Source organism: Brevundimonas sp. UBA7507, from assembly GCF_002478355.1.
Lineage (GTDB): Bacteria > Pseudomonadota > Alphaproteobacteria > Caulobacterales > Caulobacteraceae > Brevundimonas > Brevundimonas diminuta_D.
The window spans coordinates 60,289-76,659 of the sequence record NZ_DLNP01000002.1 but is presented as its reverse complement, the minus strand read 5'-3'; the positions used below and the strand labels follow the sequence as shown (position 1 = coordinate 76,659).

Sequence of the window (16,371 nt, the reverse complement as noted above, 5' to 3'; positions counted from 1 at the left end):
GGAGAACCGACATGGCCGCTCGCCCCACATGGCAAGGACACCTGAAACTGTCGCTCGTCACCTGCCCGGTGGCGCTCTACACCGCGACGACCAGCGCCGCCGACGTGCGCTTTCACCTGATCAATCCGGACACCCACAACCGCATCCGCATGGTGCCGACCGACCCCGACGCCGGTCCGGTGGAGCGCAGCCGTCTGGTGCGCGGCTATGAGGTGTCCAAGGACGAATACGTCCTGTTCGACGACGCCGATTTCGACAAGGTGCGGCTGGACAGCACCAAGACCATCGCCATCGACAAGTTCGTGGACGAGTCCGACATCGACCGTCTCTACTGGGACGATCCCTTCTTCGTCGTTCCCGAGAAGGGCGCGGGCGTCGAGGCCTTCGTCGTCATACGCGACGCCATGCAGAAGCAGGGCAAGGTCGCGCTGGGCCAGCTTGTCCTGCGCGGCAAGGAACGCCAGCTGGCGCTGGAGGTGCGCGGCAAGGGCCTGCTGGCCTACACCCTGCGCGCCCATGACGAGGTGCGCGACGCCGACGACTATTTCGACGACATTCCCAAGGTGAAGGCTGACGCCGACATGGTCGAGATCGCCGCCCGCATCATCGCCCAGAAGGAGGCAGACTTCGACCCGACCGCCTTCAAGGATCGCTACGACGACGCCCTGCGCGAGATGATCAAGGCCAAGACCAAGGGCGGCAAGGGCCTGGTCGACGTGGCCGAGCCGGACGACACCAACGTCATCGACCTGATGGTGGCGCTGAAGAACAGCCTGAAGGGTTCAGCTGGCGGGGCCCGCAAACCGGCGGCCAAGAAACCCTCGCCGCGCAAGAAGTCGGCCTGATCGTCACTCCATGCCCATCTTGCGCAGGGCGGGTCTCAGACTGACGGCGGCGGCGCGGAAATCGGCCCAGGGATCGGGCTGCTTCAGCAACTCGGGCCAGACCCACAGATTGTAGTCCGCAGGCCTCAGTCCCGGCCTCACCTGATCCCACGACAGGGGAAAGGCAATCCCCGCCGCCGGCCGCGCGCGCGGCGACCAGGGCGCCACGGCGGTCGCCATCCGGCCGTTGCGCAGATAGTCGATAAAGATCTTTCCGCCGCGCGCCTTCTTGGCCAGGGTGGTGGTGAAGCGGTCCGGCGCCTCGGCCCTGATCGCCTCGGACACAGCCTTGGCGAAGGCCTTGTTCTGCTCCCAGGTCACGCGGGAACGGCCGTCGGCGCGGATCGGCGCGACCACATGAAGACCCTTGCCGCCCGTCGTCTTGACGAAGGGCTTGAGGCCCAGCGTCTCCAGCTTGGCCTTCACCACAAGGGAGGCCGCAATCACGTCGTCGAAGCCCAGCCCCACGTCGGGGTCCAGGTCGAAGGTGATCTGCTCCGGCGTCTCGGGATCGCCCGGCTTGCAGCCCCAGGGATGCAGTTCCAGTCCGCCCGACTGAGCGACGGCGGCCAGGCCGCCCACATCGACCACGGCGACATAGGGCGTGCGCGCCTTGACGTCGATCAGTTTCAATCGGGGATTGGAGCCCGCCATGGCGTGGCGCTGAAAGAAGGTCTCGCCCTCAATGCCGTCCGGCGCCCGGATGATGGAGACGGGCCGATCCGCCACATGAGGCAGCAGACGCTCGGCCGCCGCCTCATAGTAGCGCGCCAGGTCGGCCTTGGTGATGGGCGGGCGTCCTTCGCTCGCCGGCCACAGCACCTTATCAGGGCTGGAGATGACGACGCCCGCCACCGTGACCTTGCCGCCCTTTTTCGACGTCGACGGCGACGCGGGCGGCTGGGGCGACTCGGTGACGTCCTCAGCGGTCTTGTCGTCGCGCAGGCCCTTGAAGGCCGCCTGCCGCAATGAACCTGACTCGGTGTAGCCGCCGTGCTCGATCTCGGCGACCAGCCTGGGTTTCACCCAGTGAACGTCCGGGCCGCCGTCGGGCGCGCCTGCGCCGGTGAAGGGGCTCTTGTCCGCCGCCTCGGCCTTCAACGCGGGGATCAGCAACCGCGTCGCCGCCTCGCCGAAGCCCGTCCCGACGCGCCCGAGGTATTTCAACCCGCCCTTCTCGCGCACCCCGACCAGCAACGACCGAAACCGACTGCCGCCCTCCGACGACCAGCCGCCGATGACGACCTCGTCGCGCCCCCGGCACTTCGACTTGACCCAGGTCGAGGACCGCCCGGCGTGATAGGGCGCGTCCAGCTTCTTGGAGATCACGCCCTCCAGATGCATCCGGCAGGCGCTTTCCAGCACCGCCTGCCCCGTCGAGGCAAAGTGCTCGACGTAGCGAAGACGCCCTCCAGCCTTGGCGCCGATCCGGTCGATATAGGCTTGCAACCGCGCCTTGCGGTGCGACAGCGGCAGCTTACGCAGATCCTCCGCCCCCTCGAACAGCAGGTCGAAGGCGAAATAGACCAGCCGCCCCGTATTCCCCTCGGATATCGCCGCCTGCAGAGCGCTGAAGTCCGGCATGTGATCGTCGTCGAGGGCGCATAGTTCGCCGTCGATCACCGCATCGGGCCAACCGGCCGCATCCGCTGCCAGCTCCGGGAAGCGATCGGTCCAGTCCAGGCCCTTGCGGGTCCGCAGCACCGCCTGACCGTTGCCGACCCCGATCTGCAGCCGATAGCCGTCGAACTTGATCTCATGCGCCCAACCGGCGGCCGAGGGCGGGTGGTCCACCGCCTTGCACAGCTGGATCGGCACGAAGGCGTGAGGCCGCTTCGCTTTGGACGCCGCCTTGGACGGCGCGGGTTTCGGCGGCGCCTTGCGGCGGGTCGGCTTGGAGGATGTCCATTGCGTGTCCCCCTCGGCGATCTGGGCCAGGGAGCGGCCGGTCGTCACCGAGGCGTCGATCTCGGCCAGGGCGTCGCCCTCGCCGGCGACGGCGTACTCGTCCTTCTCCTTCAGCAGCAGCCAGTTGTTGCGCTTGGACGGCTTGCCCCGGTCGCTCTTCAACCGGATCAGCGCCCATTTGCCCTTCAGCCGATCGCCATGAAGGATCATCTTGATCTGGCCGCGCGCCCAGGCGGCCTCCAGGTCCGGCTCCTGCGGCTCCCAGGTTCCGACGTCCCACAACTGCACCGTGCCCGCGCCATAGTTGCCCGCCGGGATCGTCCCCTCGAACCCGCCGTAGTCGAGCGGATGGTCCTCGACCTCGACCGCCAGACGCTTGACCGACGGGTCGCGCGACGGGGCCTTGGTCACGGCCCAGGACTTCAGCACCCCGTCCGCCTCGATGCGGAAGTCGTAGTGCAGTCGGGTCGCCGCATGGCGCTGGATCACGAAGCGCCGCGCGCCGTCTCCGGCCCGCTTGGCGCCCTTGGGTTCCGGCGTCTGCTCGAAACGCCGCTTGGCCTGATAGGTCTTCAGCTCGCCGCGCATGGGCGATTAATCCGCCCGCGAGGAAACCGTTGCGCGGGGAGCCGGTCGCGATCAGACGCCCGTGATCGTCCCATCGGCGCGGTTCACGCCGACCCGCTTCAACGTCGTGACCTCGAACGGCTTGGCGAAGATGGTCGAGACCTGCATCAGGGCCGCCTCGGCCCGGTCCTCGGTCAGGGTCAAAAGGATGAAGCCCTTGGCCGACTGGTCGCAGAAGCGCACCTCGTCATTGGCCTGCATCAGCGCCGCGCCCAGGGGGAAGCCGCCGATGGCGTCGCCGATCGAGGGGCTGGAGACCGCGCTGGTCCCGAACTCCACCGCCCGGCGCGCGCCGTTTGCGTCCTTCAGCTCATTGACCCAGAAGGCGTGGCTGTCGCCGGCCAGGACGATGGGCTGCACCCCCGCCTCGGCGAAGGCGGCGTAGAGCCGCTCGCGCCCGGCCGGATAGCCGTCCCAGGCGTCGAGGTTGAACGGCAGGCCCATCTTGAACAGGAACAAGGCCTGCTCGAACTGGTCGCGATAGGCTTCGGGGATCTGGGCCATCAGCCCCTGAACCTGAGCCTCGGTCAGGGTGCGCGACACGTCGGGACCGGCCACGCGCCCCATGACGACCTGATTGCCCAGCACCTGCCACGGACGTCCCTTGGCCTTGGAGGCGGCCAGTTCGCGCTTCAGCCAGTCGCGCTGCTCGGCGCCCATCAGATCGCGGGCGGGATCGTTCAGCTTGGCGCGGAAGGCGTCCAGGTCCAGCACCGGCTCGCCGTCCGGGCCGTCCTTGGCCGTCAGATCCTTGTCATAGGCCAGCGGGTCGGTGCGGCCGGTCAGGCGGGTCTCGACCATCATCAGGCTGGCCAGATCGCCGAAGTGGAAGCTGCGGTGGATCGCCTCCTTCAGCGCGCCGGGCGCGGCCTCGCGGATCGGCATCCACTCATAATAGGCCTTCAGCGCCGCCGCCTTGCGCTGGGCGAAGTCGCCTTCGGTCTCGAGCTGGTGGTTCTCGGCGCCGTGCAGCCAGGCGTCGTTGGCCGTTTCGTGGTCGTCCCAGACGCAGATGAAGGGCGCGCGGGCGTGGGCGGCCTGAAGGTCGGCGTCGCGCTTGTATTGAGCGTGGCGGATCCGATAGTCGGTCAGGGTGACGATCTCGTGCGCCGGCTCGGGCACGCGGCCCAGTTTCGGTCCCGTCGCCATGCCATAGGCGTCGGAATCCGCCCCGTATTCGTAGATGTAGTCGCCCAGATGAACCACGGCGTCGAGGGTCGGCAAGGCGGCGATCGCCTCATAGGCGTTGAACAGGCCGCCGGGGTGCAGTTGGCACGACACCACCGCCAGATTGACCGGCGCCCCGCCCTCGGCCGCCAGGGTGCGGGTGCGGCCCATGGGCGAGCGCGTCTCGCCCACGGCGAAGTCGTAGCGATAGTCGCGGCCGGGGCGCAGGCCCGCCGCATCGACCTTGACCGTATAGTCGCGCTCAGGCCCCGTCTCGAACCGGCCCGAGGCGACGACGCGGCCGCCCTCCCCGTCCAGCACGCGCCAGGCGACCGAGACTGGCCCGGCCTGGCCGTCCGCCGGAGTCACGCGCGTCCACAGGATCACCCGGTCGGTCGCCGGATCGCCCGAGGCCACGCCGTGGGCGAAGGCGACGGCGACGCCTTCGCCCGTCGGGACCGTGGCGCAGCCCGCCGCCGCGCCCGCGCCGAACAGGCCCAGAAGGCCGCGACGGTTCATGGTCATGGCTCTGGTCCTCAGTAGCGCAGGGTGAAGGCGACGCCATAGCTGGCGCCCCGTCCGGCGATGAAGGTCGGCAGGCCCAGCGCATCGCCGGTGTTGCCCGCGTCCTTGATGTATTCCTCGTCCAGGATGTTGTCGCCGAAGGCCTCGACGCCCCAGTTGCCCGACGACGGAGCGTAACGCACCCGCAGGTTCAGCAGGCCGTAGCCGTCCTGATATTCGTCCTGCACCGTGTCGGCGACGAAGTTGCCTGTCTGCAGCTCCGGGCGGTCGTTGTCGTCGTCGAAGAAGACCTTGGACTGCCAGGTGTAGGTCGGCTGGACCTCGATGGTCCCGGTCTCGACCGGCAGGCGCCAGGTCGCGCCGATCGAGGCCATGTGGTCCGGCGACAGGCGGAAGCGGTTGCCGTCGCGCGCGCCCCCATCGAAGCGCGAGTGGTTGTAGCCGTAGGTGCCTAACAGATCGAAGGTCGGCGTCGCCGCGAAGGCGACCTGGCCTTCAAACCCATAGGCGGCAGCCTTGCCCGCATTGACGGTGACGAAGCGGGTGCCGTCCTGCTCGGTCGTCTGGAAGTTGTCGTAGGCGTAGTGGAACACCGCCCCGTCCAGGCGCAGGCGGCGATCCATCAGCGCCGTCTTGTAGCCGACCTCGAAGCTGTCGACGGTTTCGGCGGGGATCACCTCGAAGGTCGGGGCGCCCAGCGGAACGGACGGGCCGCGCACCTCCAGCACCTCAGGGCGACGGCCGCGCGCATAGTTGGCGTACAGGCTGGCGTCGTCCGCCAGGGCGTAGCGCGCCGTCAGACGCCAAGTGAAGCCGTCGTCCTCGTGATCCGCCTGGATCAGGTCGCCGTTACCAGCAGTCGGCTGGGCGGTGACGCCGAACAGCGGCAAGCCCGAAGCTGCGGGCAGATTGGCTGCGCCCGGCGTCGCCAGGCCCGTCAGGATGGCCGTGATCTGCTGCTGCAGCCGCTGGGCGCCGGCCAGGTCGCCGGCCAGGGCCAGGCGTTGCGCCTGAGCGCCGAGGGTCTGCACCGCCACCAGGCCGCCGGCGATGGAGCGGCCGTTCAGCACCGCCGCCGAATAGCCTGTCGTCTTGTCGTCGCGCGTCCAGCGCACCCCGCCCGAGAACTCCAGACGATCGGTCGCCTTGAAGGTCAGGTCGCCGAACAGGTCATAGGAGGTCAGATCGGCCCGGTTGGTCGCGGTCTCGATATGGGCGGGCTTCAGATTGCCGATGATGCCGGGGATCAGCGGATGCGCCGCGGCGGGCAGCATGGACTGCAGGATGCCGCCCATCAGCAGCGGCGTCGGCGCGGCGTAGAACATCTTCAACCGCTGGCCGCCCAGCGGCGTCGCCAGTTGCAGCAGGGCCAGACGCTCATCAAACTGGGTCGGCGCCCGCTGGAAGCCTTCCTCATTGAAATAGCCCGCGCCGACGAAGCCAGAGAAGCGGCCGCCGTTGTCGAAATTCAGGCGGAACTCCTGGCTCCACTGTTCGCCATAGGCCTGCTCGGCCGCCGTCAGCAGCGGCAGCGACGTGCCGTCCGGATCGAACACCTCGGTCGAGTCGAACTGGCGATAGGCCGTGGTCGAGTTCAGCGTCAGGGACGGCGACAGATCCCACTTCACCAGGCCCGTCACGCCCCAGACCTCCCGATCTAGCCCCAGGCCGACGCCGCCGTCGAAATCGGCGCCCGGCGTCAGGGCCGCCCCTTCCCACGGCGCGCGCCCGCCCAGGGAGGCGCCCGTCCTCTGGTCGAACGGATCATAGGCGATCGACTTGAACGAGGTGCCGCTGGCTGAATCCGTCTGATAGTTGGCGATCAGATCGGCGCGCAGGTTGTCGGTCGGCGCCCAGGCGCCCGACAGGCGCAGCGCCTTGGTCTCGATCGAATTATAGTCCTCGCCGCCCAGCAGGTTCTCGACCGTGCCGCCGCGCGTCTTCATCCGCGCCGCCAGGCGCAGGGCGCCGGTCTCGCCGACGGGCGCGTTCACGAAACCCTCGACCGCGCGATAGTCCAGGTCGCCCGCCTCGATTCGGGCGCCGGCGTCGAACTGGCCCGGACGGGCGCGGTTCTGCACCAGATTGACCGCGCCGATCAGGGCGCCGCGGCCATACAGGGTCGACTGCGGCCCCTTGGCCACCTCGACCCGCTCCATGTCGAACAGTTCGACATAGGAGCCGCGCGACTTGGAGATCGACACCCCGTCCTGGAACACCGACACGCGCGGCTCGGCGGTGGCGGCGCCCGAGTCCGAGGTGATGCCGCGCATCACGAAGCCCGGATTGTTCGGCGACTGGTTCTGCACCAGGAAGCCCGGCACGAAGGCCGACAACTGGTCGAACTCCTGCACCCCCAGGTTTTCCAGGAAGTCGCCGCTGTAGGCCGTCAAGGCGAAGGGCACCTCGATCGGATCCTGGGCGCGCAGCTGGGCCGTCACCACGATGTCGTCCACGGCGGTCGTCGCCTCGCCCGGCGAAACGCTCTGGGCATGGGCGGCGCCGGCCGCCATCAGGCCCGCGACGGCAGCACCCGCCAGGAATCCACGCTTGAGGCTGATCGGCTTCATGGTCTTACCCCCTGAGAAAGCAGGGCAGACCTAAAGACGCTGAATGTCGCGGGCGCGACGCGGCGGTCACGGGCGAATGAAGCTGCGACGGCAGAACCGCGAAATTCACTCGCCGCACAGCCTATCTTTCAAAACCACGTCAGGCGCGCAGTCTATGGAACGCCAGGGTTTCAGACTGCTGACGGCCTCGAAGCCATGATCCGTCTGCCGACGTCGATCGTCTTCACTTAGGGCTGGCTGGAGAGGCGGCGTCGCCATTCGGCTTTAGCCTGCTCCAAGTCCCGCTGGAAGGCCGGCTCCGCCTTCAGGCGGGCGACGAGCGCCGCGCCCATCAGCCGCCCCGCCTCTACGTCGCTGACATAGTGGACGCCGCAGATCACGCGGCTGTCGCCATAGGCCAGCCCCCGCGCCAGGATCGCCTCGGCGCGATCCGGCGCCAGTTCGGACAACACCAGCGCCCAGGCCCACCCCATCGCCGCATGGCCCGATGGATAGGAGCCGCTTTCGGCCAGCCACGGCGCGGCATCGACGCAGATATCGGCGGGCTCGGACACGAAGGGCCGCGGCCGGGCGTGGCTGGCCTTGGCCGAAGCCTGGATCGTCTCCAGATCCGCGTGCATCCGCCCCAACAACAAAGCCAGCGTCGGCGTCCGCTCGGGCTCGAACGGGGCGCCCAGCGCCTCGCTGAACACGCTCGGCGCCGAGGGCGTGACGATCTCGGCGTCAGCCGCCGCCTGAAGCCAACGCGGCTGGCCCTTCAACGCCCGCGTCGCGCGATAGACGACCAGATCATTCTGCGCCCTCAGGGAATCAACTTCTGGCGGAGGCGGCAGAAAGGCGAGCGCCTCAAAGCGGCTGTCCGCTCCCAAATACCCCTGCGGATGATCGGCATAGCCCTGCCACAACGTCGCCTCAGGGCCCGAGGCGCACGCCGAAAGCGCGAGACTGAGCGCCGCCGCCCCCACGATCAGCAAACGCATCTCAGCCCTCCTGCACCTGGAAGCCGCCTGCGCGGTCGGTCGTGATGCGGGCGAAACGCCAGGCGCGGCCGTCGCGGGCCTGGATATCGGCGACCTGATGATAGTCGCATGTCAGGGCCGCCTTGGTGATCTCGACGATCAGGAAACCATGGTCGCGAACGTGGGCGAAGCGGACGTCCGGGTTCCTGGCGACCAGCGCCTGTTCGGCGACCTCATAGATGCGGGGGTCGGCGCTGATGGTCTCATAGCCGCCGGGCGAGGTGACGCTGCCCGTTCCGAACTCGACGCCGACGAAGCTTTCGTCGCGCGGATCGTGCAGGCGGTTGCCCCAGAATATGTGCGTGTCGCCGCTGAGAACGGCCAGATTGGCCCTGCTGCGGCGAGCGGCGTCATACAGGCGCAGGCGCGCCGCCGGATAGCCGTCCCACGCATCCAGATTGATCGGCAGACCCAGGCGCGTGCCTTCCAGCCAGCGACGCGAGCCGGAGCGCGACATCGCCTCTTCCAGCAGATCTTCAGGCATGACGGACATGAAGTCCGGCGCCCGCATCCGGGCCACGATCACCTGATTGGCCAGCACCTGCCACGCCGTTCCGCGCTGGACCGAGGCGGTCAGTGCGCCCTCCAGCCAGGCTTCTTGGGCCACGCCCATCATGGAGCGTTCGGGACGGTTCAGCACTTCGGCCTCAAAGCGGTCGGGGTCAGGGCGGCCCTCGGCGTCGAAGATCATGTCGCGAGAGGCGCTGGGCGCCTTGGTGCGGCCGGTCAGGCGCGTCTCCACCGCGATCAGCGACAGCAGGTCGCCGAAATCATAGACGCGGTTCAGCACATGGGCCGGACGCCCCGGCGGCGGATCGCGCATAGGCAGCCATTCGAAATAAGCCTGGATCGCCGCATCGCGGCGGCGGTCCCAGGGGCCTTCCCTATCTTCGTCATGGGCGGACGATCCGCCCATCCAGCTGTTGTTCGCCGTCTCGTGATCGTCCCAGACGGTGATGAAGGCGGCGCGGGCGTGGACAGCCTGAAGATCGGGGTCAGCACGATACTGGGCGAAACGGCGACGATAGTCGTCCAGGGTGACGATCTCATGCGCCGGATCATGCTCGCGGCCCAAGGCGCGGCTTTCCGGCCCGCCATAGCCGTCAACGCCGTACTCATAGATGTAGTCGCCCAGATGGACGACGGCGTCCACCGGGTCTTCCAGATCGGCGATGGCGCGATAGGCGTTGAAATAGCCGAAGCCGTAGTGGGAGCAGGACACCACCGCCAACCGCGCACGCTCCACGTCGCCGCTCGGCAAGGTCCGCGCGCGCCCTACGGCTGAGACGGCGTCGGCGCTGTGGAAGCGATAGAAGTACTCACGCCCGGCGCGCAGGCCCGTCACGTCGACCTTGGCCGTGTGGTCGCGCGCGGCCGTGGCCTGAACCATGCCTGACTGGACGATGCGGGTGAAGTCGGCGTCCTCGGCCGCCTCCCAACACAGGCCGACCGTCGTGCCCGCCCCGACCGCGCGGGTCCAGATCACGAAGCCGTCTTGCATCGGATCACCCGCCGCCACGCCATGAGTGAAGCGCGCCGGATCAACCGATGAGTGTGCGACGGCGGATCCGGCCAACGCCGCCCCGCCCGTCATTAAGGCCAGGGCGCCGCGGCGCGACAGACGAAGGTTCTGCGTCATCGAACCTGTTCTTTCGTTCGAGAGGCGCCGTGCTGGCGGCGCGAAAAGGCGATCCGGCGGCCGAGAGGGCTCAGCCGCCGAATACGTCATCGGACCTTAGAAGCGATAGGCCAGGTTCACCCGGAACATGCGCGGCAGGCCGGGCATGACGGCGACTTCCTTGTAAACCTCGGCTGACGGGGTGAAGTATTCCTCGTCGAACAGATTATCGATGTTGGCCGAGACGGTGACGTTGCGCACCTTCACATAGGCCGCCGCCTTGGCCAGGGTATAGGCGGGCAGACGCAGGCTGTTCTCGAAGACGCCGCCCGTTTCCGAGACATAGGTGGCCCCGGCGGTGAAGCCCGCGCTGGCTTCCGTTCCCATCAGACTGAACGGCTCGGTCGTATAGGCGCCGAACAGGCTGAACACGGTGTCGGGCATGGTGCGGACCACATAGCCGTCGGCCAACTCGGCGAAAGTTCCGGCGTTGTTCACCGCAAAGGTGCCGCCATAGGCCGAGGCGGGATCCAGACCGAACTGCTCGGGACGCAGCTCCAGATACTCGCCCTTACCCTTGCCGGGCGCATCCACCCGCGTCTCCTGCAGCGTCAGCGCCGTGGTGAAGCTGAGCCTGTCGGTCGCCAGCCAGTGAGCTTCCAGCTCGAAGCCTTCCGAGGTGTTGCCGCTGACGTTGCCCAGCATGTCCGTTCGGCGACGGAACTGCTCATAATAGGCGGCTCCGCCGAACAGGGCGCCGTCCAACAGCGAGAATTTGACGCCGACTTCCTTCAGTTCCGACGGCGAGATGAACAGGTTGCTCGTTACCGTGCCGACCGACACGCCGCCCGTCTGGGTCGATTCCAGCGAGCGCGGCTCGGCGAAGGTCACATAGGGGGTCAGGCCCCAGGGCGTCTCATAGCGCGCCGACAGCGACCAGGTCATCGCCGCCTTGCCGTTCTCGACCCACGTATCCTTCAGGCCGAAGACCGTCTCGCCCCTGTTGATCGCCTTCAGGTCGTAGTCGTCCCAGCGCAGCCCGGCCAGGATGCTGAAACGATCGAAGATGGTGATGTCGCTCATGGCGAAGACCGAGCGGCTGTTCCACTCCATCTCGTGCCGCGAGTCCCACATCTGCACCCCGTCCTTCATCAGGGGGGCGGCGATCCGGTCGCCCGCCGTCGAGCCGTGCGACAGGTCGCGACGGTTCAGGGCGATATAGCCGGACAGGAAGCTTTCATACTGCTTGGCCGTATGGTCGCGATAACCGGCGCCGACGACGGTATCGGCGCTGACGTGCTGGCCGAAGCGCGAGGGGAAGCTGTAGGTCACGCGGCCTTCGAGGGCGCGGGCGTCATAGTCGGCGGCGAAGCCGAAGCTGGTGAAGCGCTGGTTCTCGATGTCGTCCATGAAGGCCTTGAAGGCCAGCACCGAGCCGTTCGCCATCTCCTTCTGCAGCCCCGCATAGGCGGTGAAGGTGCGGCTGTCATTATAGTCGGCGTCGTCCGCCATGACGTTGCGGCGGCTCAATGTCGTCGTGCCGACGCCTTCATCGAGAGCGAATTTCGGATTGTTCTTACCGCCATATTCCTTGATCTGGCGAATGTTGGACGTCCCGCCCCACGATCCGAAAGCGGCGTCGATCTCGCCGTATTCGATCATGCCCGAGCCATCCAGATCGACCAGATCGGTGTCCCGTCCGGTGATGTAGGTGCCGTTGTCGATCAGGTTCTGCGTCACCCGGTTCCAGCCCGGCGACTGGATGCGGCCCGATTCCTCAAAGTGCATCAGATTGACTTCGCCCGACCAGCCGCTGCCGAAATCGCCGACATAGGTGGCCTGAAGGTTCAGGTGCTCGGGATGGATATTGCGGTAATAGGAGTCCGAGTCCTCGCGCTCGACATACAGGGCGATGCCGCCTTCGCCGACCGGGACCACCAGATCCGCCGCCGCATTGCGCCGTCCGTAGGAGCCGACGGTGACGTTGACGCCGCCGCTCATCTCATCAGCATAGCGCGCATCGACGCCGCGCGCCGACTTGGGCACGAAGTTCAGCAGGCCGCCGACCTTGCCGGGACCATAGATGGGCGAGGACGGCCCGCGCAGCACCTCGACATAGGCGGCGGCGCCCAGGTTGGACGAAAAGCTGCCCCGGTTCTCGATCCGCTTGAAGCCCTGGAAATAGGTGTCGGCCAGGGTGCCGCGCACGTTCAGATTGCCCGGCACGCCGAAGAAGCTGGCCGTATAGGCGCCCGGCACGGCGGCGACCAGATCGTCGACATTCTCCATCCCATAGCGGGCGATGGTGTCCGAACTGACGCGCGAGGCCGAGCGCGGCGTCTCCAGCAGCGAACGGTCCAGGCCGGTGAAGCTGTCGGTCGCGCCCTTCTGAAGGCGGCTCAGCGGGTCGAAACGGGCGGTGACGACCACGTCGCCGATCTGGGTCGTCTCAGCCCGCGCCTCGGCGGCCGAAACGATGACGAAGGCGCCGTTCGGATCGCGCCGGAACGTCAGATTGGCGCCTTCCAGCAGACGCGCCAGGGCCTCCGCCGCCGTCATCGAGCCGGTCAGCACGCTCGAACGACGGTTGTCCAGCGTAACGCCCGCGGCGACGATCACCGTCCCCGTCTGTTCGGCCAGGGCGACCACCGCCCGGTCCAGCGACTGGGCCTCAATGCGGATGGTGTGAACCTGTGCGGCGGCGGCCGGGCGTGACGGGGCCTGGGCCATGGCGGGCATGGCGGCGGCGGCAAGCACGAAAACGGCGGCGGAAGACGTGGCGACGGCCTTCAGCCTGGAACGATGAACGGTCAATTCTATCCCCTGGACGTTGCGTGAAGCCTGCAGCCGACACGGCCCCCAACAGCTTCGACACCGCCTAGACGCAAGCCGACGCTCGTCCTTCCAACCCGCCTGTCGATTTCACTAAAGCTTCAAGATAACTCAGCTTTTCAGCATCATTTGGATTTCGCCCTCGGCGTTCCGACGGCGCACCAGATGGCCGTCCAGCTCCTGCGCCAGACTCTCCAGAGCTTGCGGAATCTGCTCGATGGTGAAGGCGGCGGTCACCTTGCGCCCGCCCAACTTAGGCGAGGCGATCGTCACGCCCGGCCGATAATAGCGGTTCACCTCGGCCACGACTTCCGACAACGGCTGGTCGATGAAGCTGAAACGCTGACGCCGCCAGGGCGCGACGCCCGCCGGATTGATCGCCGCCCGTTTCAGCGTCCCGCCGCGCAGGGCCGCGCGCTCGCCTGCGCCGATGACGGTCTGCTCGCCCGTGGCGATGGCCGTCACGCGCACCCGCCCCTCTTCGACAAAGACTTCCGGCCCGTGGTCGCCCAAACGCACCTCGAAGGCGGTGCCCAGCGCCTCGGCCTTCAGCCCCGCGCCGATCACGGTGAAGACCCGCGTCTCATCCCGCGCCACATCAAAGAAGGCTTCGCCCTCGTCCAGCCGCATCCGGCGCACCCGGTCGCCGACGCGCGTCGCCAGCACCGAACGCCCGCCCAGGGACACGCGCGAGCCGTCCTCCAACGACAGATGACGGATCTCGCCCACCTCGGTCTCGAACCGGCGCCGCTCTCCGCTGGACAGGTGCAGCGCCAACGGCGTCAGCGTCGCCGCGCCGAGCCCAGCCGCCATCGCCATGAGCCCCCGTCGCGACAGAGGCGCCTTTCGACGCATCATCGGCTTTGGCGCAGACGTCTCGATCGCATGGTTCAAGCTCTGCCGGTTCAGCGCCTCCGACCAGTCCAGCCGCGCCCACAGGGCCTCAGCCTCTGCATAGGCCGCCGCGTGATCCGGCGACGCCGCCAGCCAGGCCTCGAACGCCCGGCGATCCGCCGCGCTTGTCTGGCCGCCACAGCGCAGCGCCAGCCATTCCAGCGCCTGCTCGATCGGCGGCGCATCACTCCGCGCCGTCATGCCGCCTCCGTCCCGCGCACCTGAATGGCGCGACGCAATTCGATCAACGTCCGCGCGATCGTGCGGCTGATGTCCGCCGCAGAGCGTCCCGTCAATCGCGAGATTTCCGCATAGGTCAGGCCTTCGATGCGGCTCATCCGGAGCAGTTCACGCGCGTCCGGGTCCAACGCCTGAATTTCGCGATCCAGTACTTCCTGCTCCTCGCGCCTCAACAGAGCCTCCTCCGGGCTGATTTCATGCTGCGGCGGCGTAGCCTCGGCCAAGGCCTTCCAACGTCGCTTCTGGCTGTCGGCGCGACGGATGGCGTCCTTCAGGGCGTTGCGCGCCATGACGAACAGGAAGGCGCGCGGGTCTGCGACCTTGTCCTGGTTCTCCAGCGTGCTGAACCGCAGAAAGGCCTGCTGCAGGGCGTCGTCCACCCCATCCTGCTGAGACCCATAGCGGCGCACCAACGCCGTGCGGATTTCCACGCCATAGCGCGCCAGCAGATAGTTCAAGGAGCGCCCCTCGCGCCGCCCCCTCGCCTGTCGTCCGTCCGCCATGACCCTGCCAGAACGCCATCCCCACGCCTGACTTGCCCCGCCGAGGCGACAGAATGCTCACCGTCTCGCGCCAGTTTCGTGAAGACCGCTTGCAACGTCGGCTGCGAACAGGCGGTCGCTAGGCCGCACCGGCCTGAGACAGGCTTTCGCGGACACGTTCCAGCGCCAGTTCGACAGGCTCTTCGATGTTCATCAGAGCGAAGCTGCCGTTCAGGTCGAAGACACAGTGGCCGTGAACCACGGCGATCAGCGAACGCGCCAGACGCGGTGCGCCCACCTGCGCCTTCGCCGGCAGGACCGCCGTCACCTCGTTGACGATGATCTGGGTCAGGTCGCCGCGACGCTGGTTCTGCTCATCGGTCAGGGCCACGTCCGGGGGCAAATGGTGCTCATAGATGGCGCGCCAGCTATGGGGATTGGCGCGTGCGAAGCCGAAATAGGCTTCGACCAGGCATCGGATGCGGTCTGAGCCGCTGCCTTCCAGCGCCTGCCGCACCTCTTCCGCCCAGAGCTGGAAGGTCCGCGTGTTGATGGCGATCAGCAGCTGATCCAGCGTTCCGAACACATTGTAGAGGGTGCCGATCGAATAGCCGACGCGCTTGGCCACCTCGCGCGCCGAGAAGCGCGCAAAGCCCACCTCGGCCATGTGCTTGTGGCCCTCGACCACGAAAAGCCGCTCCAGCTCCTGCCGCGTATGATCCGATCGCCTTCCCATTAACCCTGCATAGCAGAAGCTATGCAGAGAGCGGGAAGAAACATCAGTTTTCGTTTTTTATTGATCAACGCTCATTTAAGGATATGAATTGCGCCTGACAGGGTGCTTTCGCGCCCTCCCGCATCCGCCTTGAGGCTTCCCATGACCGCGTTTCGCTTCCCGTCGTCCGCTTCGACCGCTGCCCTGCTTCTCGGCGCCGCCCTGGCGGCCTCGATCGCCGCGCCTGCCGCCGCCGAAAGCGCCAACTGCCGCCGCGCCTCCGGTCCGGTCGAGACCGCCATCTGCGCGACCCCGGCCCTGACCGCATTGGATGCAAAGATCGCCGAACACTATAGGGCCGCGATCCGGGCCTATGATGCCGAAAGCGCCGAGGCGCTTCGTCGCGACCAGCGCGCCTTTCTTGCGGCCCGCAACGCGGTCGGCGCGCGGCTGACGGGCGCCGAGCTGATCGAAGAACTGACCGATCAACTGACGCGGCGTGAAGCATTCCTGACCGATCTGGGCAACGACCCGCTCGTCAGCGTGGTCGGCCGCTGGCGCAATCTCAACGGCGAGATCGTCGTCAACCAATGGGCGACCGGCGTCCTGACGTTCACGGCCACGGCCGCCGACCCGCGCGGCGATGGCTGGTCCTGCGAGGCGGACGGCAGCGGCGACTGGATCGAAGAGGACGAAGCGCGCTTTGACGACATCAGCGGCGCCGCCGCCTGGTCGCTGAATGTGAAGGCCCAGGGCGCGACGCTTGTCGTCAAGGAGACGATCGAGAACGGCGCCGACGCTGTCCCCTATTGCGGTTCGGGCGGCACGCTCTCGGGAACCTACTTCCAGGCGGTGCGTCTGCCGGACCCGTCGCGATGATCCGCGCGGCC

Annotated in this window: 11 protein-coding genes; 2 read left to right on the top strand and 9 right to left on the bottom strand. The window is 67.6% G+C overall.

The window, feature by feature from the left end; genetic code table 11:
* The first annotated feature begins 11 nt into the window (after positions 1–11).
* On the top strand, positions 12–845 hold the full coding sequence (locus B3D50_RS01825; RefSeq protein ID WP_286949160.1) for a Ku protein: 834 nt from the start codon (positions 12–14) through the stop codon (positions 843–845).
* Positions 846–848: 3 nt separating this feature from the next.
* On the opposite strand, the gene ligD is transcribed toward B3D50_RS01825, so the two are convergent.
* The 9 genes from ligD to B3D50_RS01780 form a co-directional block, all read right to left on the bottom strand.
* A complete protein-coding gene (gene ligD / locus B3D50_RS01820; protein ID WP_286949159.1) occupies positions 849–3,380 on the bottom strand; it encodes a DNA ligase D in 2,532 nt (843 codons plus the stop codon).
* Positions 3,381–3,431: 51 nt separating this feature from the next.
* Entirely contained in the window at positions 3,432–5,111 is a 1,680-nt protein-coding gene (locus B3D50_RS01815) for an alkaline phosphatase D family protein (RefSeq protein WP_286949158.1), read from the bottom strand.
* 11 nt (positions 5,112–5,122) lie between these two features.
* On the bottom strand, positions 5,123–7,681 hold the full coding sequence (locus B3D50_RS01810; RefSeq protein ID WP_286949157.1) for a TonB-dependent receptor: 2,559 nt from the start codon (positions 7,679–7,681) through the stop codon (positions 5,123–5,125).
* 227 nt (positions 7,682–7,908) lie between these two features.
* Positions 7,909–8,661, bottom strand: coding sequence for an acid phosphatase (locus tag B3D50_RS01805; RefSeq protein ID WP_286949156.1), 753 nt, complete (start codon positions 8,659–8,661; stop codon positions 7,909–7,911).
* A gap of 1 nt (position 8,662) precedes the next feature.
* Positions 8,663–10,339 (bottom strand): alkaline phosphatase D family protein, encoded by a 1,677-nt coding sequence (locus B3D50_RS01800; RefSeq protein ID WP_286949155.1) that lies wholly within the window; start codon positions 10,337–10,339, stop codon positions 8,663–8,665.
* A gap of 96 nt (positions 10,340–10,435) precedes the next feature.
* Positions 10,436–13,132, bottom strand: a complete 2,697-nt coding sequence (locus B3D50_RS01795; protein ID WP_286949154.1) for a TonB-dependent receptor domain-containing protein — start codon at positions 13,130–13,132, stop codon at positions 10,436–10,438.
* 129 nt (positions 13,133–13,261) lie between these two features.
* Entirely contained in the window at positions 13,262–14,245 is a 984-nt protein-coding gene (locus B3D50_RS01790) for a FecR family protein (protein ID WP_286949153.1), read from the bottom strand.
* On the bottom strand, positions 14,242–14,742 hold the full coding sequence (locus B3D50_RS01785; protein WP_286949152.1) for an RNA polymerase sigma factor: 501 nt from the start codon (positions 14,740–14,742) through the stop codon (positions 14,242–14,244). Before B3D50_RS01785 ends, B3D50_RS01790 begins: the two co-directional genes overlap by 4 nt.
* A 163-nt stretch (positions 14,743–14,905) precedes the next feature.
* The gene (locus B3D50_RS01780; RefSeq protein ID WP_286949151.1) at positions 14,906–15,502 is read right to left on the bottom strand and encodes a TetR/AcrR family transcriptional regulator; all 597 of its coding nucleotides are present in this window, start codon (positions 15,500–15,502) and stop codon (positions 14,906–14,908) included.
* Positions 15,503–15,643: 141 nt separating this feature from the next.
* On the opposite strand from B3D50_RS01780, the gene B3D50_RS01775 reads away from it, so the two are divergent.
* Entirely contained in the window at positions 15,644–16,360 is a 717-nt protein-coding gene (locus B3D50_RS01775; RefSeq protein ID WP_286949150.1) for a lysozyme inhibitor LprI family protein, read from the top strand.
* The last annotated feature ends 11 nt before the right edge of the window (positions 16,361–16,371 follow it).